Below are 23,157 nucleotides of genomic sequence, written 5' to 3'. Positions count from 1 at the left end.
GGGGCAAGCCTGCTCCTGCAGTCACTGTGGGAGCGGGCTTGCCCCGCGATGCTTTTCAAAGATTTCTAATGCGCCCCGGCATGCCGGCGACTGCGCCGTACCGGTAGCGCGTCTTTGCCTTCAGGCTGGATGCGATGGTGCGGGTGATGACGCCGGGCGATGCGCAGCACCCCCCAGAGCATGGCAGCAGCGACGCTCAACCAGGCGCCGAGCAGCAGCAAAATTGCCATTGTCAGGCTCATGTGTGCCTCCTCAAATCCGCGCCAAGGCAACGAGGCTCGCCACGCGGACACGTCTTCAGTCTAGCCCGTTGCAGGTTGCAGGCTATTGACCGATGGTCTAGAGGCTTGGGCCGCTTTGTTCTAAGCCTGCAACGGGCTATACCCACGGCGCGCACCAGCCTATGATCAGCGCTCAGGGCCGGGCAGTGGCTGCCGGCCGTCATCGAGCGAGTGTTCATGCCTGCACCGACTTCCCTAACCGCCTTCACCCCGCGCCGCCTGCTGCTGGCCTGTGCGCTCGGCCTGGCCCTGGCCGGCTGTGCCAGCCAGCCGCCATCCCAGCTGAAAAACCTGCCGCAACGGGTCGAGATCGGCTCGGTGCCTTTCTACCGTGGCGAAGCCAACCAGAGCGCCTCGATGGCCCTGGCGGCCTTGCTCTCGCAACAGGGGGTGCGCATCACTCCGGGGCTGCTCGACAAATCGCTGGGCCTGCCGCAGCACATCGACCAGCTTGAGCAGGCGATCCCGCGGGTGGGCCGCGAGTACGGCATGGTCGTGTATCCGCTCGAACCACGCCTGGACGCCTTGCTGGCGCAGGTAGCGGCGGGCAACCCGGTGTTGCTGCGTTTTCAGCAAGGTTCAGCGTTCTGGAGCGAGCCACGCTATGCCTTGCTGGTCGGCTATGACCGTTACAAGCAGCGGGTATTGTTGCGGGCAGGGATGAACCGGCGCCTGCTGATGGAGTTCGATGACTTCGAATCAGCCTGGCAAAAGCAGGGGAGTTGGGCGGTGCTGGTGCAGCAGCCGGGCCAGTTGCCGGCCCAGGTTGACCGTCAGCGCTGGCTGAAAGCGGCCAATGACCTGGCCCAGGCGGGCCAGGAACAAGCGGCCCGGCAGGCCGTCAGCGCCCTGGGGCAGTGACGGCGCGAGCCGGGCAGGGGGCTTAGAAGCCCAGACGATCGCGCAGGCTGTAGTACCAGGCGCCCAGGGCGCTGAACGGTACACGCAGCAGTTGGCCACCCGGGAACGGGTAGTGCGGCAGCTCGGCGAAGGCATCGAAACGCTCGGCTTGGCCACGCAGAGCCTCGGCCAGCACCTTGCCCGCCAGGTGGGTGTAGGTGACGCCGTGGCCACTGCAACCCTGGGAGTAATAGATGTTGTCGCCCAGGCGGCCCACTTGCGGCAGGCGCGACAGGGTCAGCAGGAAGTTGCCGGTCCAGGCGTAGTCGATCTTCACGTCCTTGAGCTGCGGGAAGGCCTTGAGCATTTTCGGGCGAATGATCGCTTCGATATTGGCCGGGTCGCGCGCACCGTACACCACGCCACCGCCGAAAATCAGGCGCTTGTCGCCGGTCAGGCGGTAGTAATCGAGCAGGTAGTTGCAGTCTTCGACGCAGTAGTCTTGCGGCAGCAGGCTGCGCGCAAGCTCTTCGCCCAGCGGCTCGGTGGTGATCACCTGGGTGCCGCACGGCATCGACTTGGCGGCAAGTTCCGGCACCAGGCCGCCGAGGTAGGCGTTACCGGCAACGATGATGAACTTGGCGCGTACTTTACCTTGTGGGGTGTGCACCACCGGGTTGGCACCGCGCTCGATGCGGATGGCCGGCGATTGCTCGTAGATCTTGCCGCCCAGCGACTCGACCGCGGCAGCTTCTCCCAGGGCCAGGTTCAGCGGGTGGATGTGGCCGCCGCTCATGTCGAGCATGCCGCCGATGTACTGGTCGCAATCGACCACTTCACGGATGCGCTTCTGGTCCATCAGCTCCAGCTGAGTGTGGCCGAAGCGTTCCCACAGGCGCTTTTGCGATTCCAGGTGGCCCATCTGCTTGGGCGTCAGGGCGGCGAACACGCCACCGTCTTTAAGGTCGCACTGGATGTTGTATTTGGCCACGCGCTCACGGATGATGCGCCCGCCTTCAAAGGCCATGTGGCCCAGCAGTTGTGCCTGCTTGGGGCCGACGGTGCGTTCAATGACGTCGATGTCGCGGCTATAGCTGTTGACGATCTGGCCGCCATTGCGGCCCGAGGCGCCAAAGCCGACCTTGGCAGCTTCCAGCACGGTGACCTTGAAGCCGCTCTCCAGCAGGAACAGGGCGCTGGACAGGCCGGTATAGCCGGCGCCGATCACGCAGACATCGGTCTGTACCTCTTCCTGCAGCGCCGGGCGCGGCGGAACCGGATTGGCCGATGCGGCGTAGTAGGACTGAGGGTAGGGGGTATTGGCCATGCTGCGAAACCTCTGTTTTATATTTTTTACGACTGTACCGATGCTATCAATAATAATAAACACCCGCTAGTCGTGTGTTGAAAATCCTTTACCCCGGCTTTTGGCAAATACTTTTGATATTCAGTGGCTTAGCGTTAAAAAAAGAGTTGACACCTTTCGGCGATTGGGTAGAATGCGCCCCACAGCAGGCACATAGCTCAGTTGGTTAGAGCACCACCTTGACATGGTGGGGGTCGTTGGTTCGAATCCAATTGTGCCTACCAAATCAAATCCGCCCCTGCTGGCGGTACACAAAAAGGTGATCCGCGAGGGTCGCCTTTTTTGTTTGCGGGCATTTTTTGCCGGCAAAGCAAAGCTGCTGATTTTTTTATGAAATTTCGCTTTACGAAGGTTAAAGACCTGCGTATTATGCGCCCCACAGCAGGCACATAGCTCAGTTGGTTAGAGCACCACCTTGACATGGTGGGGGTCGTTGGTTCGAATCCAATTGTGCCTACCAAACAAATCCACACTGCTGTGTGGTAACAAAAAGGGCGATCCGCAAGGGTCGCCCTTTTTGCATTTCAGCTGTAGGAGCGGGCTTGCCCCGCGATAGGGCCCTAAAGGCCAGCCAAGAATGCTAAAATCCGCCGCTTGCATTCAGGAGATAGACGCGTGCGCAAAGTGGCGGTGGTAATGGCGGTGCTGGCTCTGGCCGGTTGCGAAAACGAAGTCGAAGGCGTGCACAAGCAGGTGGCCGAACACCTGCAGAACCCCAAGACAGCCAAGTTCGCCAACGTGCGATTCGACCAGCAAGGCATTATTTGCGGCCAGGTGCGCGGCAAGGACGACGCCGGCGTGTTCGTGCCGTATCGCAGCTACGTGGCGATCAAGCAGGCCGCGGGCGACTATCAGCTCATTATTGCCGACCAGGGCAGCAACCTGGCCATTCGCGAAAAATGCGGTGGCGCCGACCTGCAGCGCGCCGCCGACGCTGCGGCAGACAAACCTGCGCCCCAAGGCTGGGATGTCGAGATCGTCCAGGGTGCGAACATGGGCGCCCTCAGCGACATGACCGCACGCCTGATCGAAAAGCAGATTCCGTCCTCGGTGGTCTACCGCAACGGCAAGCCGGTGGTGCTGCTCGGCCCTTATCCCGACAAGGCGCAAGCCGAGGCGCAGCAAGCCGATGTCATGGCGCGCCTGGGCACCGACTCGATCGTCATCCAGCACGACGCCCCGCGCTAGCCAGCGGCTTCGCGCGCCCCGTACACTCACGGCTCATACGCAAGGAGAGCCGTCATGAGTGATTCATCCGCCGCCATTACCCTGCAGCGTTGTACCGAGCAGCATGTCGAAGGCCTGACTGCGCTGTATAACGACCCGCAGGTAGCGCGCCAGGTGCTGCAGATGCCTTATCAGTCGCCCGAGATATGGCGCAAGCGCCTGAGCCTGGACAACGAGCGGATGCTGTTTCTGGTGGCGCTGCATAAGGGTGAAGTGATCGGCAGTTGCTCGCTGGAGCAATACGCGCGTATCCGCCGTGCCCACTGTGGCGGTATCGGCATGGGCGTGGCGCCAGCCTGGCAAGGCAAAGGTGTCGGCAGTCGCCTGCTCGAGGCGGTACTGGAGGTGGCCGACAACTGGATGGGCCTGCAGCGCGTCGAGCTGACCGTGTACACCGACAATCATCCGGCGCTGGCCTTGTACAAACGCTTCGGCTTTGCGGTTGAAGGTCAACTGATTGACTATGCTATGCGTGACGGTGAGTTGATCGATGTCTACAGCATGGCGCGTCTACGACGCCAGCCGCGCTGAGCAGGAGGGCCATATGTCTACGCTGGAGCGGGCCATTGCGGTTGCGGCGAGGGCACATGAAGGGCAGTGCGATAAAGGCGGAACGGCCTATATCCTCCATCCGTTGCGGGTGATGCTGAGGGTGTCGACGGCCGAGCAGCGCATTGTCGCGGTGCTCCACGACGTGCTCGAGGATTCACCGATGACCCTCTCTGACCTTGCCCGCGAAGGCTTCGCCCTGAAGATCCTGGCCGCCGTGCAGGCGCTGAGCCGGCGCGATGACGAAAGCTACGAAGCCTTCGTGGTGCGGGTCGGCGATGATCCGCTGGCGCGGGTGGTCAAGCTGGCTGATCTGGCCGACAACAGCGACCTGTCGCGCATCCCCATGCCCGGCCCCGATGACATTGCCCGCCTGGCCCGTTACCAGCAGGCCAGCGCCTACCTGCAGGCGCTGGCCTGAGCCTCAACCGCAGGCGCTGAGGTTGACCGGGCCGACGAACTCGTTGCCATGGCCCATCACGCAAGCCACCCGCTGGTTGCGCTGGCGCTCCCAGGGCTGCGGCGGGTAGGTCTTGTTCCAGGCTTCGTACAGCTGGCGGTCCTGCTTGGACAGCTTGAGGCTGTACTGCTTGCTCATATAAAAGTAGGTGCGCGCAATCATGCCGCGAATGGACGGCCGCGGCATGACCTTCTTGGCTTTAAAGTCCACCTGGGTCAGGCACGAGCCGTATTGCCCACGCTGCTCGGGCAGCCAGCCAAAACTGAAGTTGCTGCGATCGCCATTGACCTCGCCAATGCTCGGCACCAGGTTGTGCAGGTCGGCCTCGGCGCGCTGGTAGACCTTGTCATTGCGCGAACAATTTTTGCGCCCGCCGCTTTGCCAGCACTGGCGCTGGTGGCCGATCTGCCAGGCCGGGACGATATGCTCCCACTCGATGCGCGAGGCGCGGTTGGCATTCTTGCGCGGCACATACCCGCAGGCCTGCAAATCGACCTTGTTGCCATTGTATTTGCAGCCGCAATAAAACTCGGTGGACTGCGGCGCATACAAACGCCAGGCGACCTTCTTGGCTTCGCTGAAGGTGCGCGGTGCATCGGCGTGGGCGGTGGTGACACTGAACAACAAACAAGCTACTGCAAAAACCGGAAATCTCATGCGCTTTCAATCTTCCTTCGGCACAACCCAGAAAATCTGCACGCCACCGTCATCGCGGTAGGCGAGAGTGACGTTGTCGTTCTCGGCGATTTCGTCGAGCAGGGTGGCCCAGTCTTCAGGCGTTTCGTGCTCCAGGCGGAAGATCAGCGCAGCCCGGGCTTTTTGTGCAGTGGGGGAATTGATGATTTTCTGGATGCGGGTGCCCAGTTGCTCGTAGCTGCTGGCAGGGGCGGAAGTGGTGGCCACAAAGCGTTCCTTTTTTAGCTGTATGCGCATACAGTATTTTACTGTAAGCAATTTCGCAACAGCTCGTCGGTGAAAGAGCGCATGTGACCGCAAACCGCGCCGTTTGCTGCGGTCTGTTTAAAGTATTTTTTGCCAGGGTTTGGGAGGCAGGCTTGCCCGTCCTACAGGGCGGGCAAGCGCTTGGGGGCTACTTGATCAGTATTCCCAGAAGATCCGCTGCAGCTCTTTGCTGTCCTGGGTCTTGGTCATTGCAACCATGGCCAGGATCCGGGCTTTTTGCGGGTTCAGGTCGTGGGCGACGACGAAGTCGTTCTTGTCGTCAGGCTGCTCGGCGTTGCGCAGCACGAAGCCGCCGGCATTGACGTGGGAGGAGCGAATGATCTGCACGCCTTGCTTGCGCAGGTCGATCAGGGTCGGGGCTACTTTAGAAGACACCGAGCCATTGCCGGTACCGGCGTGGATGATCGCCTTGGCGCCATTTTGTGCCAGGGCCTTGTAGGCGGTGTCGGTGACGTTGCCGTAACCGTAGGCGATGTCGACCGCAGGCAGGCTGCTGATTTTCTTGATATCGAATTCCGAGTCTACGGTGTGACGCTTGGCCGGCAGGCGGAACCAGTAGGACTTGCCTTCGACGACCATGCCCAGCGGGCCCCATTGGCTCTTGAAGGCTTCGGTCTTGATGTTCACCGATTTGCTGACGTCGCGACCCGACTGGATCTCGTCGTTCATGGTGACCAGCACGCCCTTGCCGCGCGAATCCTTGTTGCTGGCAACAGCCACGGCGTTGTACAGGTTGAGCATGCCGTCAGCCGACATGGCGGTGCCCGGGCGCATGGAACCGACCACGACGATTGGCTTGTCGGTTTTCTCTACCAGGTTGAGGAAGTAGGCGGTCTCTTCCAGGGTGTCGGTACCGTGGGTGATGACGATGCCGTCGACATCCTTGCTGTCGGCAAGCTCGGCAACGCGCTTGCCCAGTTGCAGCAGGTTTTCGTTGCTGATGCTTTCGGAAGCGATCTGCAGCACTTGTTCGCCGCGCACATTGGCCAGGGTGGCCAGTTCCGGAACGCCGGCGATCAGCTTGTCGACACCGACCTTGGCGGCCTGGTAGGTGGCGCTGTTGGCGGTGCTGGCACCGGCGCCGGCGATGGTGCCACCGGTGGCGAGGATCACCACGTTGGCCAGTTTCTGTTGGTTTTCGACTTCCTTGGCGTTGACGCCTGCGGGCAGTAACAGCAGCAGGGCCAAAGCGCCCGGAACGAAGGAATTAAGCGCAGCTTTCATCGTTGATCTCTCTTGTGTCTGGAGTTCGCTGTGTAACGCGCTAACAGAGGCAGATTCCGTACCAGAACAGCCGTTCGTCGGTTTTCATCTTCAATCTATTGATTTTCCTTGGGTTAGAGCGGTTTGCGAAAGATGGTCGAAGCGTTTTATTTATTCGGAATTCCGAATATTGTGTGCAAGAGGTGTTCGGTTTTCCGGTTGTTTTGAGGATAATTCCTACATTCACTTTCCAAATGGCCTGCGGCAGCGGATTTGACAAAATTTGGTTACGTTTTCATAGTGAGTTAACGCAAACGTTTGCGGCCCGATAAAAATCATAAGATCCGGAGTAAACCCATGAAGCTGCCCTTTGCTGGACGCCTGCTGGCGCTCGCCGTACTTTCCTCACTGTCCCTCGCCACACCCGTTTCCCACGCCCTGGCCGACGACGCCAAGCCGAAAGTCGCGCTGGTGATGAAATCGCTGGCCAACGAGTTCTTCCTGACCATGGAAGACGGCGCCAAGGCCTACCAGAAAGACCATGCCAATGAGTTCGACCTGGTGTCCAACGGCATCAAGGACGAGACCGACTCCAGTAACCAGATCCGTATCGTCGAGCAGATGATCGTCTCCGGGGTCAACGCCCTGGTCATCGCTCCGGCCGATTCCAAGGCCCTGGTGCCGGTGGTGAAAAAGGCCATGGATGCCGGCATCACCGTGATCAACATCGACAACCGCCTCGACCCCGAGGTGCTCAAGAGCAAACACCTCAGCGTGCCGTTCGTAGGCCCCGACAACCGCAAGGGCGCGCGTCTGGTCGGTGAATACCTGGCCAAGCAGAAGCTCAAGGCCGGCGATCAGGTGGCCATTATCGAAGGCGTCTCGACCACCACCAACGCCCAGCAGCGCACCGCCGGCTTCAAGGATGCAATGGAAGCGGCGCAGATCAAGGTGGTCTCGGTGCAATCGGGCGACTGGGAAATTGCCAAGGGCAATGCCGTCGCCGCCTCCCTGCTCAACGCCAACCCCGACCTCAAGGCTCTGCTGGCCGGCAACGACAGCATGGCCCTGGGTGCTGTATCGGCGGTGCGCGCCGCAGGCAAGGCCGGCCAGGTGCAGGTGGTCGGCTACGACAACATCAACGCCATCAAGCCGATGCTCAAGGACGGTCGCGTGCTTGCCACCGCCGACCAGTACGCCGCCAAACAAGCGGTGTTCGGCATCGAGGCGGCGCTGAAGATGCTCAAGGGTGAGAAAACCGATGTCGACGCCGACAACGTCATCCAGACCCCGGTCGAGCTGGTTACCCAACCCTAGTCGCAGCGTGCGCGCCTGCCACGGGGTGGGCGCCAGGAGAACAGGCAATGTCAGCGACTGCGGATGTCGTACTTTCAGTCAGCGCCATCGGCAAGACCTACGCGCAGCCGGTGCTCGGTGATATCGAGCTGAGCCTGCGGCGGGGCGAAGTGCTGGCCCTGACCGGTGAAAACGGCGCGGGCAAGAGCACCCTGTCGAAGATCATCGGCGGCCTCGAACGGCCCACCACCGGCCATATGCTTTACCAGGGCCAGCCGTACCAGCCCGGTAGCCGCGCGGCGGCCGAGCGCTTGGGCGTGCGCATGGTCATGCAGGAGCTCAACCTGCTGCCGACCCTGACCGTGGCCGAGAACCTGTTTCTCGACAACTTGCCCGGGCGCGCCGGCTGGATCAACCGCAAACGCCTGCGCCAACTGGCGGTGGCGGCCATGGCCCAGGTCGGCCTGGACGCCATCGACCCGGACACCCCGGTGGGCGAGCTGGGCATCGGCCATCAGCAGATGGTCGAGATTGCCCGCAACCTGATTGGCGACTGCCATGTGCTGATTTTCGATGAGCCGACGGCGATGCTCACCGCCCGCGAGGTGGAGCTGCTGTTTACCCAGATCGAGCGCCTGCAGCAGCGCGGCGTGGCCATCGTCTACATCTCCCATCGCCTCGAAGAACTCAAGCGCATCGCCCAGCGCATTGCCGTGCTGCGCGATGGCAAGCTGGTGTGCGTCGAGCCGATGCAGCGCTACAACAGCGAGCAACTGGTCAACCTGATGGTCGGCCGCGAGCTGGGCGAGCATATCGATTTGGGCGTGCGCAACATCGGCGCGCCGATCCTCAAGGTCAACGGCCTCGGCCGTAGCGACAAGGTCAAGGACGTCTCGTTCGAGGTGCGCAGCGGCGAGATCTTCGGCATCTCCGGCCTGATCGGCGCCGGGCGCACCGAGCTGCTGCGGCTGATTTTCGGCGCCGACCGCGCCGACAGCGGCACTATCGAGCTGGGCAATCCCTTGCGTGAAGTGCGCGTCGATTCGCCGGTGGCGGCGGTGCGTCAGGGCATTGCCCTGATCACTGAAGACCGCAAGGGCGAAGGGCTGCTGCTGAGCCAGTCGATCAGCGCCAATATCGCCCTGGGCAACCTGCCGGCGATTTCCCGCGCCGGCATCGTTAACAGCGGCGCCGAGCGCGAACTGGCCGAACGGCAGATCGCCGCCATGCGCATCCGCAGTTCCAGCCCCGAGCAGGTGGTCGGCGAGTTGTCGGGCGGCAACCAGCAAAAGGTGGTGATCGGCCGCTGGCTGGAGCGCGACTGTTCGGTGCTGCTGTTCGATGAGCCGACCCGCGGTATCGACGTCGGCGCCAAGTTCGACATTTATGGCCTGCTGGCCGAGCTTGCGCGCCAGGGCAAGGCGCTGGTGGTGGTGTCCAGTGATTTGCGCGAGCTGATGCTGATTTGCGACCGCATTGGCGTGCTCAGTGCCGGGCGCCTGATCGACACCTTCGAGCGCGACAGCTGGACCCAGGACCAACTATTGGCCGCAGCCTTTGCCGGCTATCAGAAACGTGATGCGTTGCTGCACGAAGCGGCGCCCAGGACGACCCCATGAAAACCACCCAACTGGACACCGCTGCCCCCAGCGCCAAGCGCAGCGGCAGCTACTACGGCCTCGGCACCTACCTGGGCCTGGCCGGCGCCTTGCTGGCGATGATCGTGCTGTTCTCGTTGTTGAGCAGCCACTTTTGGTCTTACGCCACCTTCAGCACCCTGGCCAACCAGATCCCCGACCTGATGGTGCTGGCGGTGGGCATGACCTTCGTGCTGATCATCGGCGGCATCGACCTGTCGGTGGGTTCGGTGCTGGCCCTGGCCGGTTCCGCGGTCAGTGTGGCGATGCTCGGCTGGGGCTGGAGCGTGATGCCAGCCGCCTTGCTCGGCATGGCTGTGGCGGCGCTGGCCGGCAGCATCACCGGCTCGATCACCGTGGCCTGGCGCATTCCGTCGTTTATCGTCTCGCTCGGCGTGCTGGAAATGGCCCGGGGCATGGCCTACCAGCTGACCGATTCGCGCACCGCTTACATCGGCGATGCCTTTGCATGGCTGTCCAACCCGCTGGCTTTTGGCATCTCGCCGTCGTTCCTGATCGCCTTGCTGGTGATCATCCTCGCCCAGCTGGTGCTGACGCGCACGGTGTTCGGCCGCTACCTGATCGGCATTGGCACCAACGAAGAGGCGGTGCGCCTGGCCGGCATCGACCCGCGCCCGTACAAGATCCTGGTGTTCTCGCTGATGGGCCTGCTCGCAGGGCTGGCTGCGCTGTTCCAGATTTCCCGCCTGGAAGCCGCCGACCCCAACGCCGGCTCCGGCCTTGAACTGCAGGTGATCGCCGCCGTGGTCATCGGTGGCACCAGCCTGATGGGCGGGCGCGGCTCGGTGATCAGCACCTTCTTTGGCGTGCTGATCATCTCGGTGCTGGCCGCAGGCCTGGCGCAGATCGGCGCTTCGGAGCCAACCAAACGCATTATCACCGGGGCGGTGATCGTCATCGCCGTGGTCCTCGACACCTACCGCAGCCGGCGCGCGCGCAGGCGGAACTGAAACAATGGCAACCATCAAAGATGTCGCGGCACTGGCGGGGATTTCCTACACCACCGTGTCGCATGTACTGAACAAGACCCGCCCGGTCAGCGAGCCGGTGCGCCTCAAGGTCGAAGCGGCGATCGCTGAGCTCGACTACGTGCCCAGCGCCGTAGCGCGCTCGCTCAAGGCGCGCAGCACCGCGACCATCGGCCTGCTGGTGCCCAACAGCGTCAACCCGTATTTCGCCGAGCTGGCCCGCGGCATCGAGGACGGCTGCGAGCGCAACGGCTACTGCGTGATCCTCTGCAACTCCGACGACAACCCGCAAAAGCAGCGCAGCTACCTGCGCGTGCTGCTGGAAAAACGCATCGACGGCCTGATCGTCGCCTCGGTCGGTGAAGACAACGACCTGCTCGACAGCCTGGCCAGCGTGCGCACGCCGATGGTCATCGTCGACCGCGCCCTGGAAGGCGTGGCCGCCGACCTGGTACGCATCGATCACGAGCAGGGTGCTTATCTGGCGACCCGCCATCTGCTCGAGCTCGGACATCGCGACATCGCCTGCATCGGCGGCCCGGCGACCACCAGCGTCGCCCAGTTGCGCCTGGCCGGTTTCCATCGGGCGCTGGCCGAAGCCGGGGTCAGCGCGCGCCAGGAGTGGCTGCTGAATAGCGAATTTACCAGTATCGGTGGCTATAGCGCGGCAGCGGCGCTGCTCGAAGGCGAGCGGCCGACGGCGATTTTTGCCGGCAACGACATGATCGGCATCGGCGTATTGCGCGCTGCCGCCGAACGCAACATCTGCGTGCCCAGCGAGCTGTCGGTAATCGGCTTCGACGATATCCAGATCAGCCAGTACGTATTCCCGGCGCTGACCACCGTTGGCCAGTCGATCCGCGAGCTGGGCGAGAGCGCCGCCGAACTGCTGCTGCGGCGCATCGCCGAGCCGCTGCGTGGCGCGCCAGAGCAGCGCATCGTCGCGCCGAGCATCGTCCTGCGCGAATCCACCGCGCCGCGCCCTGACCTTTTCAATGATTACCGCTGAGAACGAGCCCGCACATGCAAGCCAATGTAGTAGTGGTAGGTAGCCTGAACATGGACCTGGTGACGCGTGCCCAGCGCCTGCCGCGCGGCGGCGAAACCCTGGTGGGCGAAAGCTTCGTCACCGTGCCGGGCGGCAAGGGCGCCAACCAGGCGGTAGCGGCGGCGCGCCTGGGCGCGCAGGTGGCGATGGTCGGCTGCGTCGGTGATGATGCTTACGGCCAGCAACTGCGCCAGGCCCTGGCTGATGAACAGATCGACTGCCAGGCAGTGAGCATCGCTGCCGGGGTGTCCAGTGGCGTGGCGCTGATCGTGGTTGATGCCGCCAGCCAGAACGCCATCGTCATTGTTGCTGGTGGCAATGGCCAGTTGCTGCCCGAATCAGTACAGCGCTTCGACGCCTTGTTGCAAAACGCCGAGGTGATCATCTGCCAGCTGGAAGTGCCGATGGCCACCGTCGCCTACACCCTTGAGCGGGGCAGGGCGCTGGGCAAGACGGTGATCCTCAACCCGGCACCGGCCAGCGGCCCGCTGCCGGCCGAATGGTTTGCCCATATCGACTACCTGATCCCCAACGAAAGCGAAGCCGAGGCCCTGAGCGGGCTGCCGGTCAACGACCTGGACAGCGCCAAGGCGGCCGCCACGCATTTGTTGGCCATGGGCGTTGGCAAGGTCATCGTCACCCTCGGTGCCCAGGGCGCGCTGTTTGCCGATGGCCAGGGGTTCAGGCATTTCCCGGCGCCAGTGGTGCAGCCTGTGGACACCACAGCGGCCGGCGACACCTTTGTCGGCGGTTTCGCCGCGGCCCTGGCGCGTGGCGAAGCGCAGGGCGCGGCGATTGCCTTCGGCCAGCGTGCAGCGGCCCTGTCGGTTACCCGCGCCGGTGCGCAGCCTTCAATCCCGCACTTGAGCGAGCTGCAGCCATGAAGAAGACGCCCTTGCTGAACATTGCCCTGTCGCGCCTGATCGCCTCCCTCGGCCATGGCGACATCCTGCTGATTGGCGATGCCGGTTTGCCGGTGCCGGCGGGGGTGGAACTGATCGACCTGGCGCTGACCCCGGGTATTCCGGATTTCGCCAGCACCCTGCGCATTGTGCTGACGGAAATGCAGGTCGAAAGCCACGTGCTGGCGGAGGAAATCCTTCAGCATCAGCCGCCGGGCCTGACCGCCGTCGAGCAGTTGACCGCCCAGGGCGAACTGGGCGCCCGACGCTTGCTCAGTCACGAAGCGTTCAAGCAGTTGAGCCGCAGCGCCCGCGCCATCGTGCGCACCGGCGAGTGCCAGCCCTACAGCAACATTGCCTTGGTTGCCGGGGTGACCTTCTAGCTGTTCCATCTGATCATAAGGACGTGTCTTATGTTGAGCTGTGCCAAACGTTTGCTCCAAGGAGTGTTGCTGATGTCCGTGCTTTCGGCGGGTGCCCAGGCGGCGCCCATTGACCTGATTATCGATACCGACCCCGGCGCCGACGACGTGGTGGCGCTGTTCCTGGCCATGGCTTCGCCAGATGAACTGAAGATTCGCGCCATCACCACCGTGGCCGGCAACGTGCGACTCGAGAAGACCTCGCGCAATGCCCGCCTGGCTCGCGAATGGGCCGGGCGCGAAGACATTCCGGTATACGCCGGGGCGCCGAAACCGCTGGTGCGCACGCCGATCTACGCCGCCGATATCCATGGCGAAGAAGGCTTGCCCGGGGTAACGGTCAGCGAGCCGCAGAAGGGGCTGGCCAACGGCAGTGCGGTGCGTTACCTGATCGACACCTTGAGCAGCGCCAAGCCGCACAGCATCACTATCGCCATGCTCGGCCCGCAGACCAACCTGGCTTTGGCGCTGATTGAAGCGCCGCAGATCGTCAATGGCATCAAGGAAGTGATCGTCATGGGCGGTGCCCACTTCAATGGCGGCAATATCACCCCGGTGGCCGAGTTCAACCTGTTCGCCGACCCTCACGCTGCCGAAGTAGTACTCGCTAGCGGGGTCAAGCTCACCTACCTGCCGCTGGACGTCACCCACAAGGTGCTGACCAGCGAGGCGCGGCTCAAACAGATTGCCGACCTCAACAATGGGGCGAGCAAGCGCGTGGTGGATATCCTCAACGCCTACGTCAAGCAGGACATGAAGCACTACGGCATGCCTGGCGGCCCGGTACATGACACCACGGTGATTGCCTACCTGCTCAAGCCTGAACTGTTCCACGGCCGCCAGGTGTTCATGCAGGTCGACAGCCGCGACGGCCCGACCTTCGGCCAGACCATTACCGACTGGTACGGCACCCTGAAAGAACCGGGCAACGTCACCTGGATTACCGAGGGGGATGCCCAGGGCTTTTTTGATCTTCTCAGTGCCCGTCTGGCGCGTCTGCCATAACCGGCTGGCTGTAACGCTCAAAGACCTGGTCGACGTAGCTGCGTGCGTCGTCCGGGCCTAGGTCCTTGACCAGCAAGTCGAGGGCGATCAGCAGCAGTTCTTCGGCGCTGGCCGGGCTGTAGGCGCTCTGGCCCTCGGGCCATTTGACCTTGATGTCGGCATCGATGATGTGGCTTGTCATGAACATTCTCGAGTGAAACCTGCGCGCGCTGTCGGTTCAAATGCCGGGCCCTGGCGTTTGAAGGGGAGGCTGGCCTGCGCTCCGCCGATAGCTGCAGTAAATCATGGCCGCCGCCTGCATCGCACTGCGACTTAGGCATAAGCGCAGGGGGCGTGGCAAACTATCGGTGTTTTAGCTTGCCGGGACAGCGCAGTGCAGATCGACCTCAACAACCCCAACGACTTTACCCTCGACAACGTCCGGGCCCTGCTGGTGGCCGGCAATGGTGCGGTTCACAACCAGCTGCGGGTCAATCACAAGGGCATCGCCTGGTTGTCCCAAGTCACTGGTGGCCGCGAACTGCAGGGCCTGTCCTTTCGTCTGGAAACCTGGGCGGCGGGCTCCGGTTGTGTCGGCCCGCAGGTGGCCGATGACGAGCGCTGGATACGCCAGGTGTACAACGCCCTGAAAAATAACTGGCCGAAACCTGCCAGCGACTACATCGACCTGTATTGAGCTTGCGCAAAATCCGGTCACGATTAGCCTTGGCCTAGAGCGCTCTGGCTCGGGCACAATGGTCCGGTTTTGCAACGAAAAACCAGGAGTGCTGTCACATAGGCAGCATTCAAGTATTTAAGGAGGATTCATGTTCCGCACGCGTGCATCATTGGTAAGCCTGTTGGCTGTCGCCGTATTGGCAGGTTGCAGCAGCACTGGCGGCTCTTCGTCGAAGGCCCCGCAGGCTGCTGCCAACACCGATGGCCGTTGCCAGGCCAGCGGCGCCGAGTTCGCCATCGGCAAGCCGGCCACCCCCGAGTTGCTCGAGCAGGCGCGTAAAGCCAGCGGCTCGCAACTGGCCCGTGTGCTCAAGCCTCACGACGTCATGACCCTGGAATACCGCTCCGAGCGCCTGAACCTCAACGCCGACGAACAAGGCGTGATCACCCGCGTAAACTGCGGCTAAAACGGTCTCTGTGGGAGCGGGCTTGACCCGCGATAGGGCCATTACTGGTTCTATCGCGGAGCAAGCCCGCTCCCAAATCCCAGGCACAAAAAAACCCGCCACAAGGACGGGTTTTTTTATTCGGTCAGATCTTACTCTGGACGAACTTGTGCAGCCTGCATGCCCTTCTGGCCTTTTTCGGCAACGAAGGAGACAGTCTGGCCTTCCTTCAGGCTTTTGAAACCGTCGGTTTCGATAGCCTTGAAGTGAACGAACAGGTCGTCGCCGCCACCTTGTGGAGTGATGAAGCCGAAGCCTTTCTCATCGTTGAACCATTTTACGGTGCCGGTTTGGCGATTAGACATGGGTGTATCTCCAGGAAACATGATTTTCAGTAGTGCGGTGTTGCCGAGGCCAACAGGGTGCACGCCGACCATCATAGTCTAATTATGGGCTTGTAGCCCCTTTTACCTTCGCAGATTGCTGATCTGGAGCAAATTAGCGATGGATAACTGGCCAAAAGCCCTATTATTTCGGGTTTTTCGGGCCGCAGACCGCTGCAATATTTTTTTGCGCGCGCTCCATTACCGCTGCATCAACGCCATCCTCCAGGGTATCCAGGTCTTTCATCTCTTTGTCGCTGAGATTTTTCTGGAGCACGTCTCCGGCACATTTGCAGTGCTGTTCGGCTTTATCCTTTGCCAGGCCTTGCTTCTGCGCCTGCGCTACGCAGGTCGACTGGTAGTTGCTGGGCAGTTTGCCGGCATGGGCTCCCAACGGCAGCAGCAGGGCAGAGGCAGCCGCCAGGGCCAGAAGAGACTGAAGTCGCATAACCAAACACTCCTTGGGGTCGAGTCTCACAAGAGTAGGACGCTTCACAAACTCTGAGCGGAAAAAATCCGCGCAAGTTCACCGCCAAAGCTCAATTTGCGAATATTTCTGCCCAGCCGGTCAATCTGCCCGCAATCGCCCGAAAGCTTTGTGCTAGCATGCTGGCCTTGAGCTCGCCGCCGGCTGTTTCTTGCAGCTTGCAGCTTGCAGCTCCCAACTGTTTTTTTACTATTCCAGTCACTCTGGTTCGTTCCCTGGCAGGCCTTCGGGCTTCTGCCACTGTGAGGCAGGCTTTGCTTGTGCAAAGACAGGGGCGGATCGCGTACTGGCTCATCCCAACCCACGTGACCTTTGGTAGGGGTCACCACTAGGAGAGGAGGCGCCATGCCCATTATTACTCTTCCCGATGGCAGTCAACGTTCATTCGACAAGGCAGTTTCGGTTGCCGAAGTCGCCGCATCCATTGGTGCGGGCCTCGCCAAAGCCACCGTCGCCGGCAAGGTCGACGGCAAGCTGGTCGACGCCTGCGACCTGATCGAGAACGATGCCAGCCTGCAAATCATCACGCCCAAGGACGAAGAGGGGCTGGAGATCATCCGTCACTCGTGCGCCCACCTGGTCGGCCACGCGGTCAAGCAGCTGTACCCGACTGCGCGCATGGTCATCGGTCCGGTCATCGATGAAGGCTTCTATTACGACATCGCCTACGAGCGTCCTTTCACGCCCGAAGACATGGCGGCGATCGAACAGCGCATGCAGCAGCTGATCGACACCGAATACGACGTCATCAAAAAAGTCACTCCGCGCGCCGAAGTGATCGAAGTGTTCAAGGCCCGCGGCGAAGACTACAAGCTGCGCCTGGTCGAGGACATGCCGGATGAACAGGCCATGGGCCTGTACTACCACGAAGAATACGTCGACATGTGCCGCGGCCCGCACGTGCCGAACACCCGTTTCCTGAAATCCTTCAAGCTGACCAAGCTGTCCGGCGCCTACTGGCGCGGCGACGCTAAAAACGAGCAGCTGCAGCGCGTCTACGGCACCGCCTGGGCCGACAAGAAGCAGCTGGCTGCTTATATTCAGCGCATCGAAGAAGCAGAAAAACGCGACCACCGTAAAATCGGCAAGCGCCTGGGCCTGTTCCACCTCCAGGAAGAAGCGCCGGGCATGGTGTTCTGGCACCCGAACGGCTGGACCCTGTACCAGGTACTCGAGCAGTACATGCGCAAGGTTCAGCGCGACAACGGCTACCTGGAAATCAAGACTCCGCAGGTTGTTGACCGTTCGCTGTGGGAAAAGTCTGGCCACTGGGCCAACTACGCCGACAACATGTTCACCACCCAGTCGGAAAACCGCGACTACGCCATCAAGCCGATGAACTGCCCATGCCACGTGCAGGTGTTCAACCAGGGCCTGAAGAGCTACCGCGAGCTGCCGCTGCGTCTGGCCGAGTTCGGTGCCTGCCACCGTAACGAGCCGTCGGGCGCGCTGCACGGCATCATGCGCGTGCGTGGCTTTACCCAGGACGACGCGCACATCTTCTGCACCGAAGAGCAGATGCAGTCCGAATCCGCCGCGTTCATCAAGCTGACCATGGATGTCTACGCCGATTTCGGCTTCAAAGACATCGAAATGAAGCTCTCGACCCGCCCTGAAAAGCGTGTTGGCTCCGATGAGCTGTGGGATCGCGCCGAAGCCGCACTGGCCGCCGCCCTCGACAGCGCCGGCCTGCCGTACGACCTGCAGCCGGGCGAAGGGGCCTTCTACGGGCCGAAGATCGAGTTCTCGCTGAAGGATTGCCTTGGCCGCGTCTGGCAGTGTGGTACCCTGCAGCTCGACTTCAACCTGCCGATCCGTCTGGGCGCAGAATTCGTCTCCGAAGACAACGGCCGCAAGCATCCGGTGATGCTGCACCGTGCAATCCTCGGTTCGTTCGAGCGTTTCGTCGGAATTCTCATCGAGCATTACGAAGGTGCATTCCCGGCCTGGCTGGCGCCAACCCAGGCGGTGATCATGAATATCACCGACAAGCAGGCCGAATTCGCCCAGAATGTTGAAAAAACTCTCAATGAAAGCGGGTTCCGTGCCAAGTCCGACTTGAGAAATGAGAAAATCGGCTTTAAAATCCGCGAGCATACTTTGCTCAAGGTCCCTTACCTTTTGGTTATAGGGGATCGCGAAGTCGAAACGCAAACCGTCGCTGTGCGTACTCGTGAAGGCGCTGACCTGGGCTCGATGCCCGTCGCTCAATTCGCTGAATTCCTCGCTCAAGCGGTTTCCCGGCGTGGTCGCCAAGAATCGGAGTAATTACTATTAAGCGTGAAATGAGAAACGATAAACGAGCTGCACCGAAGGCCCCGATCAACGAGAATATCTCGGCACGCGAGGTTCGGTTAATTGGCGCTGACGGCGAGCAGATTGGCATCGTCTCGATTGATGAAGCGCTTCGTATCGCTGAAGAAGCGAAGCTGGACCTGGTAGAGATTTCTGCCGACGCAGTACCGCCTGTCTGCAAGGTCATGGACTACGGCAAGCACCTCTTCGAAAAGAAGAAGCAAGCTAACGAGGCCAAGAAGAATCAGAAGCAGGTCCAGATTAAAGAAATCAAGTTTCGTCCAGGGACGGAGGAGGGGGATTACCAGGTAAAACTACGCAACCTGGTACGTTTCCTGAGTGATGGGGACAGGGCCAAGATTTCCTTGAGATTTCGCGGTCGTGAGATGGCCCACCAGGAGCTGGGTATGGAACTGTTGAAGCGGGTCGAAACTGACCTTTTGGAATACGGTTCCGTCGAACAGCATCCTAAGATGGAAGGACGCCAGCTGATCATGGTCATCGCACCCAAGAAAAAGAAATAACCACCAGGGCACGGCAGGCCTTGCGGTTATGTTTATCAACTGAATGCGGAGTATCCGAACATGCCAAAAATGAAAACCAAAAGCGGTGCGGCCAAGCGTTTCTTGAAAACGGCTAACGGCATCAAGCACAAACACGCTTTCAAGAGCCACATCCTGACCAAAATGTCGACCAAGCGTAAGCGTCAACTTCGTGGTAGCAGCTTGCTGAACCCGTCGGACGTGGCAAAAGTCGAGCGCATGCTGCGCCTTCGTTAATTTTTGGTTCTAGATAGAGGAAGTTACTCATGGCTCGTGTAAAGCGTGGCGTCATCGCTCGTAAGCGTCACAAGAAAATTCTGAAACTGGCTAAAGGCTACTACGGCGCTCGCTCGCGCGTATTCCGTGTTGCCAAGCAAGCGGTCATCAAGGCAGGCCAATACGCCTACCGCGACCGTCGTCAGAAAAAACGTCAGTTCCGCGCTCTGTGGATCGCTCGTATCAACGCTGGTGCGCGTATCAACGGTCTGTCCTACAGCCGCCTGATCGCTGGCCTGAAAAAAGCGTCGATCGAAATCGACCGCAAGGTTCTGGCCGATCTGGCAGTGAACGAAAAAGCGGCGTTTGCTGCGATTGTCGAGAAAGCTAAAGCCTCGCTGGCTTAAGTACCCCCGACAATCACCAGGTGTCATTTCCGGCGCCTGGTGTTAAACGTCTTAATAGGGGAAGAGCCTGCGCTCTTCCCCTATTTCGTATCTGGAGTCTGTACATGGAAAACCTGGACGCGCTGGTCTCCCAAGCCCTGGAGGCCGTGGAACGCGCTGAAGACATCAATGCCCTGGAACAGATCCGGGTGCAATTCCTTGGCAAGAAAGGCGAACTGACCCAGGTGATGAAGACCCTGGGCAACCTGCCAGCCGAAGAGCGGCCGAAAGTCGGTGCGCTGATCAACGACGCCAAGGAACGCGTCACCGAGGTCCTCAACGCGCGCAAAGCGGCGTTTGAAGAGGCCGAGCTCAGCGCCCGACTGGCCGCCGAGTGCATCGATGTAACCTTGCCGGGCCGTGGCCAGACCTCCGGTGGTCTGCATCCGATCACCCGTACCCTGGAACGCATCGAGCAGTTCTTCACCCACATTGGCTACGGCATCGCCGAAGGCCCTGAGGTCGAAGACGACTACCACAACTTCGAAGCGCTCAACATTCCCGGCCACCACCCGGCCCGGGCAATGCACGACACCTTCTATTTCAATGCCAACATGCTGCTGCGTACCCACACCTCGCCGGTGCAGGTGCGGACCATGGAGTCCACTCAGCCGCCCATCCGCATTGTCTGCCCGGGCCGCGTTTACCGCTGCGACTCGGACCTGACCCACTCGCCGATGTTCCACCAGGTCGAAGGCCTGTTGATCGATCGCGACATCAATTTCGCCGACCTCAAAGGCACCATCGAAGAATTCCTGCGGGTGTTCTTCGAAAAAGAGCTGGCGGTACGTTTCCGTCCGTCGTTCTTCCCCTTCACCGAGCCTTCGGCTGAAGTCGACATCCAGTGCGTGATCTGCAGCGGCAAAGGTTGCCGGGTGTGCAAGCAGACCGGCTGGCTGGAAGTCATGGGCTGCGGCATGGTTCACCCGAACGTGCTGCGCATGTCCGGCATCGACCCGGAAGAGTTCCAGGGCTTTGCCTTCGGCATGGGCGCCGAGCGCCTGGCCATGCTGCGTTACGGCGTCAACGATTTGCGCCTGTTCTTCGACAACGATTTGCGGTTCCTTGCGCAATTTCGCTAGGTCGCGCACCCGTAACGAATCTTTCAGGAGAGCAGGATGAAATTCAGTGAAAAGTGGCTGCGCGGTTGGGTCAACCCGCAGGTATCCCGTGACGATCTGGTCGCCCGTCTGTCGATGGCCGGCCTTGAGGTCGACAGCGTCACCCCGGCCGCCGGCCAGTTCAGCGGTATCATCGTCGGTGAGGTGCTGAGCACCGAACAGCACCCCGATGCCGACAAGCTGCGCGTGTGCCAGGTCAGCAATGGCAGCGAGACCTTCCAGGTAGTGTGCGGCGCGCCCAACGTTCGCCCTGGCCTGAAGATCCCGTTCGCGATGATCGGCGCCGAACTGCCGGGCGACTTCAAAATCAAGAAAGCCAAGCTGCGTGGCGTTGAATCCAACGGCATGCTCTGCTCGGCGGCCGAGCTGCAGATCAGCGAAGAAAACGACGGCCTGCTGGAACTGGCGGCTGACGCCCCGGTTGGCACCGACATTCGCGTGTACCTGGACCTGGACGACGCCAGCATCGAGATCGGCCTGACCCCGAACCGTGGCGACTGCCTGTCGCTGGCCGGCCTGGCGCGCGACGTCGGCGCCCTGTACGACGTACCGGTGACCCGTCCGCAAGTGCCGGCTGTTGCCGCCACTCACGACGAAGTGCGCCCGGTTGAAGTGCTGGCACCGGCTGCCTGCCCACGCTACCTGGGCCGCGTTATCCGTAACGTCGACCTGACCCGGCCGACCCCGCTGTGGATGGTCGAGCGCCTGCGTCGCTCCGACCTGCGCAGCATCGACGCTGCCGTCGACATTACCAACTACGTGATGCTCGAGCTCGGCCAGCCGATGCACGCCTTCGATCTCGCCGAAATCAACGGCGGCATCCGCGTGCGCATGGCAGAAGAGGGCGAGAAGCTGGTACTGCTCGACGGCCAGGAAGTCACCCTGCGCCCCGACACCCTGGTCATCGCCGACCACAGCCGCGCCCTGGCCATCGCCGGTGTGATGGGTGGTGAGCACAGCGGCGTTGCTGCTGGCACCCGCGACATCTTCCTCGAGAGCGCCTTCTTCGAGCCGATTTCCGTGGCTGGCAAGGCCCGTTCCTACGGCCTGCACACCGATGCCTCGCACCGCTACGAGCGCGGCGTCGACTCGCAACTGGCCCGCGAAGCCATCGAGCGCGCTACCGGCCTGCTGCTGGAGATCGTCGGCGGCGAAGCGGGCCCGGTGATCGACGTCACCAGCGAAGCGCACCTGCCCAAGGTGGCCCCGGTCACCCTGCGTGCCGAGCGCCTGACCCAGATGCTGGGCATGGAAATGGCCAGCGCCGAGGTCGAGCAACTGCTCAACGGCCTGGGCCTGAAAACCACCGCCGGCGAAGGCCAGTGGCAGGTTGAAGTACCAAGCCATCGCTTCGACATCAGCCTGGAAGTCGACCTGATCGAAGAGCTGGCGCGCCTGTACGGCTACAACCGCCTGCCAGTGCGTTACCCGCAAGCGCGCCTGGCCCCGCAGGCCAAGGCCGAAGCCCGTGGCGAACTGCCAGCCCTGCGCCGCCTGCTGGTGGCCCGTGGTTACCAGGAAGCCATCACCTACAGCTTCATCGACCCGAAACTGTTCGAACTGTTCAGCCCGGGCGTCGAGCCGCTGCTGCTGGCCAACCCGATCTCCAACGACATGGCGGCCATGCGTGCCTCGCTGTGGCCGGGCCTGGTCAAGTCGCTGCAGCACAACCTCAACCGCCAGCAAGACCGCGTGCGCATGTTCGAAAGCGGCCTGCGCTTCGTCGGCCAGCTGGGCGACCTCAAGCAGCAGCCGATGCTCGCCGGTGTGGTCTGCGGCAGCCGCCTGCCGGAAGGCTGGGCCAACGGCCGTGACAGCATCGACTTCTTCGACGTGAAAGCCGACGTTGAAGCGGTACTGGGCTTCTCTGGCTCGCTCGCCGAGTTCAGCTTCGTTGCGGGCAAACACCCGGCGCTGCACCCGGGCCAAACCGCACGCATCGAGCGCGACGGTCGCGAAGTCGGCTACCTGGGTGCCATCCACCCGGAGCTGGCCAAGACCCTGGGCCTGGATCGTCCGGTGTACGTGTTTGAGCTGGTGCTGGGTGAAGTGGCCGAAGGCCGCCTGCCGAAGTTCAGCGAACTGTCGAAATTCCCGGAAGTGCGTCGTGACCTGGCCTTGGTCGCAGGACGTGATGTTGCTTCGAGCTCGGTGCTTGAAGTAATTCGTGACAATGCAGGCGAATGGCTCACAGACCTCAGGCTGTTTGATGTTTATCAGGGTAAAGGCATTGATCCTGATAGAAAAAGCCTGGCCGTCGGCTTGACCTGGCAGCATCCATCGCGCACTCTTAATGATGAAGAGGTGAATACTGCAACCCAGAACATCCTCACCTCGCTCGAACAAAGGTTGAACACCACGTTAAGGAAATAGCGT

Annotated in this window: 26 protein-coding genes, 2 tRNA genes and 1 pseudogene; 21 read left to right on the top strand and 8 right to left on the bottom strand. The window is 61.5% G+C overall.

Annotation, left to right across the window (positions count from 1 at the left end; translation table 11 throughout):
- Window positions 1-65 precede the first annotated feature (65 nt).
- On the bottom strand, window positions 66-242 hold the full coding sequence (locus ACIOVF_RS03030) for a hypothetical protein (protein ID WP_401287384.1): 177 nt from the start codon (window positions 240-242) through the stop codon (window positions 66-68).
- Window positions 243-403: 161 nt separating this feature from the next.
- On the opposite strand from ACIOVF_RS03030, the pseudogene ACIOVF_RS03025 reads away from it, so the two are divergent.
- Window positions 404-1,142: pseudogene (locus ACIOVF_RS03025) on the top strand (peptidase C39 family protein).
- A gap of 22 nt (window positions 1,143-1,164) precedes the next feature.
- On the opposite strand, the gene ACIOVF_RS03020 reads toward ACIOVF_RS03025, so the two are convergent.
- The gene (locus tag ACIOVF_RS03020) at window positions 1,165-2,448 is read right to left on the bottom strand and encodes an FAD-binding oxidoreductase (RefSeq protein WP_045194571.1); all 1,284 of its coding nucleotides are present in this window, start codon (window positions 2,446-2,448) and stop codon (window positions 1,165-1,167) included.
- 186 nt (window positions 2,449-2,634) lie between these two features.
- On the opposite strand from ACIOVF_RS03020, the gene ACIOVF_RS03015 reads away from it, so the two are divergent.
- From ACIOVF_RS03015 to ACIOVF_RS02995, 5 genes are all read left to right on the top strand, one after another.
- A tRNA-Val gene (locus ACIOVF_RS03015) sits at window positions 2,635-2,711 on the top strand.
- Window positions 2,712-2,870: 159 nt separating this feature from the next.
- Window positions 2,871-2,947 (top strand) — tRNA-Val (locus ACIOVF_RS03010).
- A gap of 155 nt (window positions 2,948-3,102) precedes the next feature.
- Window positions 3,103-3,675 (top strand): SPOR domain-containing protein, encoded by a 573-nt coding sequence (locus ACIOVF_RS03005; RefSeq protein WP_093381124.1) that lies wholly within the window; start codon window positions 3,103-3,105, stop codon window positions 3,673-3,675.
- Window positions 3,676-3,729: 54 nt separating this feature from the next.
- Entirely contained in the window at window positions 3,730-4,245 is a 516-nt protein-coding gene (locus tag ACIOVF_RS03000; protein WP_401287380.1) for a GNAT family N-acetyltransferase, read from the top strand.
- Between the two features lie 13 nt (window positions 4,246-4,258).
- Window positions 4,259-4,684 carry a bifunctional (p)ppGpp synthetase/guanosine-3',5'-bis(diphosphate) 3'-pyrophosphohydrolase gene (locus ACIOVF_RS02995; protein ID WP_045194567.1) on the top strand — a complete coding sequence of 142 codons (426 nt, stop codon included), beginning with the start codon at window positions 4,259-4,261 and terminating at the stop codon, window positions 4,682-4,684.
- 3 nt (window positions 4,685-4,687) lie between these two features.
- On the opposite strand, the gene ACIOVF_RS02990 is transcribed toward ACIOVF_RS02995, so the two are convergent.
- The 3 genes from ACIOVF_RS02990 to ACIOVF_RS02980 all read right to left on the bottom strand — a co-directional run bounded on the left by ACIOVF_RS02990 (window position 4,688) and on the right by ACIOVF_RS02980 (window position 6,910).
- The gene (locus tag ACIOVF_RS02990; protein ID WP_045194565.1) at window positions 4,688-5,380 is read right to left on the bottom strand and encodes an endonuclease; all 693 of its coding nucleotides are present in this window, start codon (window positions 5,378-5,380) and stop codon (window positions 4,688-4,690) included.
- 6 nt (window positions 5,381-5,386) lie between these two features.
- Window positions 5,387-5,656: a DUF1654 domain-containing protein gene (locus ACIOVF_RS02985; RefSeq protein WP_045194563.1), complete on the bottom strand. Its 270-nt coding sequence runs from the start codon at window positions 5,654-5,656 to the stop codon at window positions 5,387-5,389.
- 165 nt (window positions 5,657-5,821) lie between these two features.
- The gene (locus ACIOVF_RS02980; RefSeq protein WP_045194561.1) at window positions 5,822-6,910 is read right to left on the bottom strand and encodes an asparaginase; all 1,089 of its coding nucleotides are present in this window, start codon (window positions 6,908-6,910) and stop codon (window positions 5,822-5,824) included.
- A 336-nt stretch (window positions 6,911-7,246) separates the two neighbouring features.
- Here ACIOVF_RS02980 and ACIOVF_RS02975 point away from each other — a divergent pair, with 336 nt between their 5' ends.
- The 7 genes from ACIOVF_RS02975 to ACIOVF_RS02945 all read left to right on the top strand — a co-directional run bounded on the left by ACIOVF_RS02975 (window position 7,247) and on the right by ACIOVF_RS02945 (window position 14,188).
- On the top strand, window positions 7,247-8,206 hold the full coding sequence (locus ACIOVF_RS02975) for a sugar ABC transporter substrate-binding protein (RefSeq protein ID WP_258594130.1): 960 nt from the start codon (window positions 7,247-7,249) through the stop codon (window positions 8,204-8,206).
- A 47-nt stretch (window positions 8,207-8,253) separates the two neighbouring features.
- Entirely contained in the window at window positions 8,254-9,804 is a 1,551-nt protein-coding gene (locus tag ACIOVF_RS02970) for a sugar ABC transporter ATP-binding protein (RefSeq protein WP_401287373.1), read from the top strand.
- Window positions 9,801-10,793 carry an ABC transporter permease gene (locus ACIOVF_RS02965; RefSeq protein ID WP_045194554.1) on the top strand — a complete coding sequence of 331 codons (993 nt, stop codon included), beginning with the start codon at window positions 9,801-9,803 and terminating at the stop codon, window positions 10,791-10,793. The genes ACIOVF_RS02970 and ACIOVF_RS02965 overlap by 4 nt, the downstream gene beginning before the upstream one ends.
- A 4-nt stretch (window positions 10,794-10,797) precedes the next feature.
- Complete coding sequence (locus ACIOVF_RS02960; RefSeq protein WP_401287370.1) at window positions 10,798-11,820, top strand: LacI family DNA-binding transcriptional regulator; 1,023 nt, start codon at window positions 10,798-10,800, stop codon at window positions 11,818-11,820.
- Window positions 11,821-11,834: 14 nt separating this feature from the next.
- Entirely contained in the window at window positions 11,835-12,743 is a 909-nt protein-coding gene (gene rbsK / locus ACIOVF_RS02955) for a ribokinase (RefSeq protein WP_401287367.1), read from the top strand.
- Complete coding sequence (rbsD, locus tag ACIOVF_RS02950; protein WP_401287364.1) at window positions 12,740-13,144, top strand: D-ribose pyranase; 405 nt, start codon at window positions 12,740-12,742, stop codon at window positions 13,142-13,144. The genes rbsK and rbsD overlap by 4 nt, the downstream gene beginning before the upstream one ends.
- A gap of 72 nt (window positions 13,145-13,216) precedes the next feature.
- Window positions 13,217-14,188, top strand: coding sequence for a nucleoside hydrolase (locus tag ACIOVF_RS02945; protein WP_401287361.1), 972 nt, complete (start codon window positions 13,217-13,219; stop codon window positions 14,186-14,188).
- On the opposite strand, the gene ACIOVF_RS02940 is transcribed toward ACIOVF_RS02945, so the two are convergent.
- The gene (locus ACIOVF_RS02940; protein ID WP_045195702.1) at window positions 14,160-14,369 is read right to left on the bottom strand and encodes a hypothetical protein; all 210 of its coding nucleotides are present in this window, start codon (window positions 14,367-14,369) and stop codon (window positions 14,160-14,162) included. The two genes, ACIOVF_RS02945 and ACIOVF_RS02940, sit on opposite strands and share 29 nt — an antisense overlap.
- 192 nt (window positions 14,370-14,561) lie before the next feature.
- On the opposite strand from ACIOVF_RS02940, the gene ACIOVF_RS02935 reads away from it, so the two are divergent.
- Complete coding sequence (locus ACIOVF_RS02935; RefSeq protein ID WP_258715371.1) at window positions 14,562-14,864, top strand: hypothetical protein; 303 nt, start codon at window positions 14,562-14,564, stop codon at window positions 14,862-14,864.
- A 130-nt stretch (window positions 14,865-14,994) separates the two neighbouring features.
- On the top strand, window positions 14,995-15,312 hold the full coding sequence (locus ACIOVF_RS02930; RefSeq protein WP_093381150.1) for an I78 family peptidase inhibitor: 318 nt from the start codon (window positions 14,995-14,997) through the stop codon (window positions 15,310-15,312).
- 131 nt (window positions 15,313-15,443) lie between these two features.
- Here the strand turns inward: ACIOVF_RS02930 and ACIOVF_RS02925 are convergent, their stop codons facing one another.
- Together ACIOVF_RS02925 and ACIOVF_RS02920 are read right to left on the bottom strand one after the other, a co-directional pair.
- Window positions 15,444-15,656 carry a cold-shock protein gene (locus ACIOVF_RS02925; protein ID WP_007956027.1) on the bottom strand — a complete coding sequence of 71 codons (213 nt, stop codon included), beginning with the start codon at window positions 15,654-15,656 and terminating at the stop codon, window positions 15,444-15,446.
- 163 nt (window positions 15,657-15,819) lie between these two features.
- Window positions 15,820-16,152 carry a hypothetical protein gene (locus tag ACIOVF_RS02920; protein ID WP_401287356.1) on the bottom strand — a complete coding sequence of 111 codons (333 nt, stop codon included), beginning with the start codon at window positions 16,150-16,152 and terminating at the stop codon, window positions 15,820-15,822.
- Between the two features lie 354 nt (window positions 16,153-16,506).
- Between ACIOVF_RS02920 and thrS the strand changes: the two genes are divergently transcribed.
- The 6 genes from thrS (at window position 16,507) to pheT (ending at window position 23,154) form a co-directional block, all read left to right on the top strand.
- Window positions 16,507-18,429: a threonine--tRNA ligase gene (thrS, locus tag ACIOVF_RS02915; protein ID WP_045194537.1), complete on the top strand. Its 1,923-nt coding sequence runs from the start codon at window positions 16,507-16,509 to the stop codon at window positions 18,427-18,429.
- Window positions 18,429-18,980 (top strand): translation initiation factor IF-3, encoded by a 552-nt coding sequence (gene infC, locus ACIOVF_RS02910; protein ID WP_174242331.1) that lies wholly within the window; start codon window positions 18,429-18,431, stop codon window positions 18,978-18,980. Before thrS ends, infC begins: the two co-directional genes overlap by 1 nt.
- Window positions 18,981-19,040: 60 nt before the next feature.
- A complete protein-coding gene (gene rpmI, locus ACIOVF_RS02905; RefSeq protein ID WP_045194535.1) occupies window positions 19,041-19,235 on the top strand; it encodes a 50S ribosomal protein L35 in 195 nt (64 codons plus the stop codon).
- A gap of 29 nt (window positions 19,236-19,264) precedes the next feature.
- Window positions 19,265-19,621: a 50S ribosomal protein L20 gene (rplT, locus tag ACIOVF_RS02900; protein ID WP_010222414.1), complete on the top strand. Its 357-nt coding sequence runs from the start codon at window positions 19,265-19,267 to the stop codon at window positions 19,619-19,621.
- Window positions 19,622-19,725: 104 nt separating this feature from the next.
- Window positions 19,726-20,742, top strand: coding sequence for a phenylalanine--tRNA ligase subunit alpha (gene pheS, locus ACIOVF_RS02895; RefSeq protein WP_038994580.1), 1,017 nt, complete (start codon window positions 19,726-19,728; stop codon window positions 20,740-20,742).
- Window positions 20,743-20,778: 36 nt separating this feature from the next.
- The gene (gene pheT, locus ACIOVF_RS02890; RefSeq protein ID WP_123565570.1) at window positions 20,779-23,154 is read left to right on the top strand and encodes a phenylalanine--tRNA ligase subunit beta; all 2,376 of its coding nucleotides are present in this window, start codon (window positions 20,779-20,781) and stop codon (window positions 23,152-23,154) included.
- The last annotated feature ends 3 nt before the right edge of the window (window positions 23,155-23,157 follow it).

This window comes from Pseudomonas sp. NPDC087612, assembly GCF_044743505.1.
Lineage (GTDB): Bacteria > Pseudomonadota > Gammaproteobacteria > Pseudomonadales > Pseudomonadaceae > Aquipseudomonas.
Note: the sequence above shows the minus strand (reverse complement) of the source record. Positions and strands in the feature narration are given on the sequence as shown.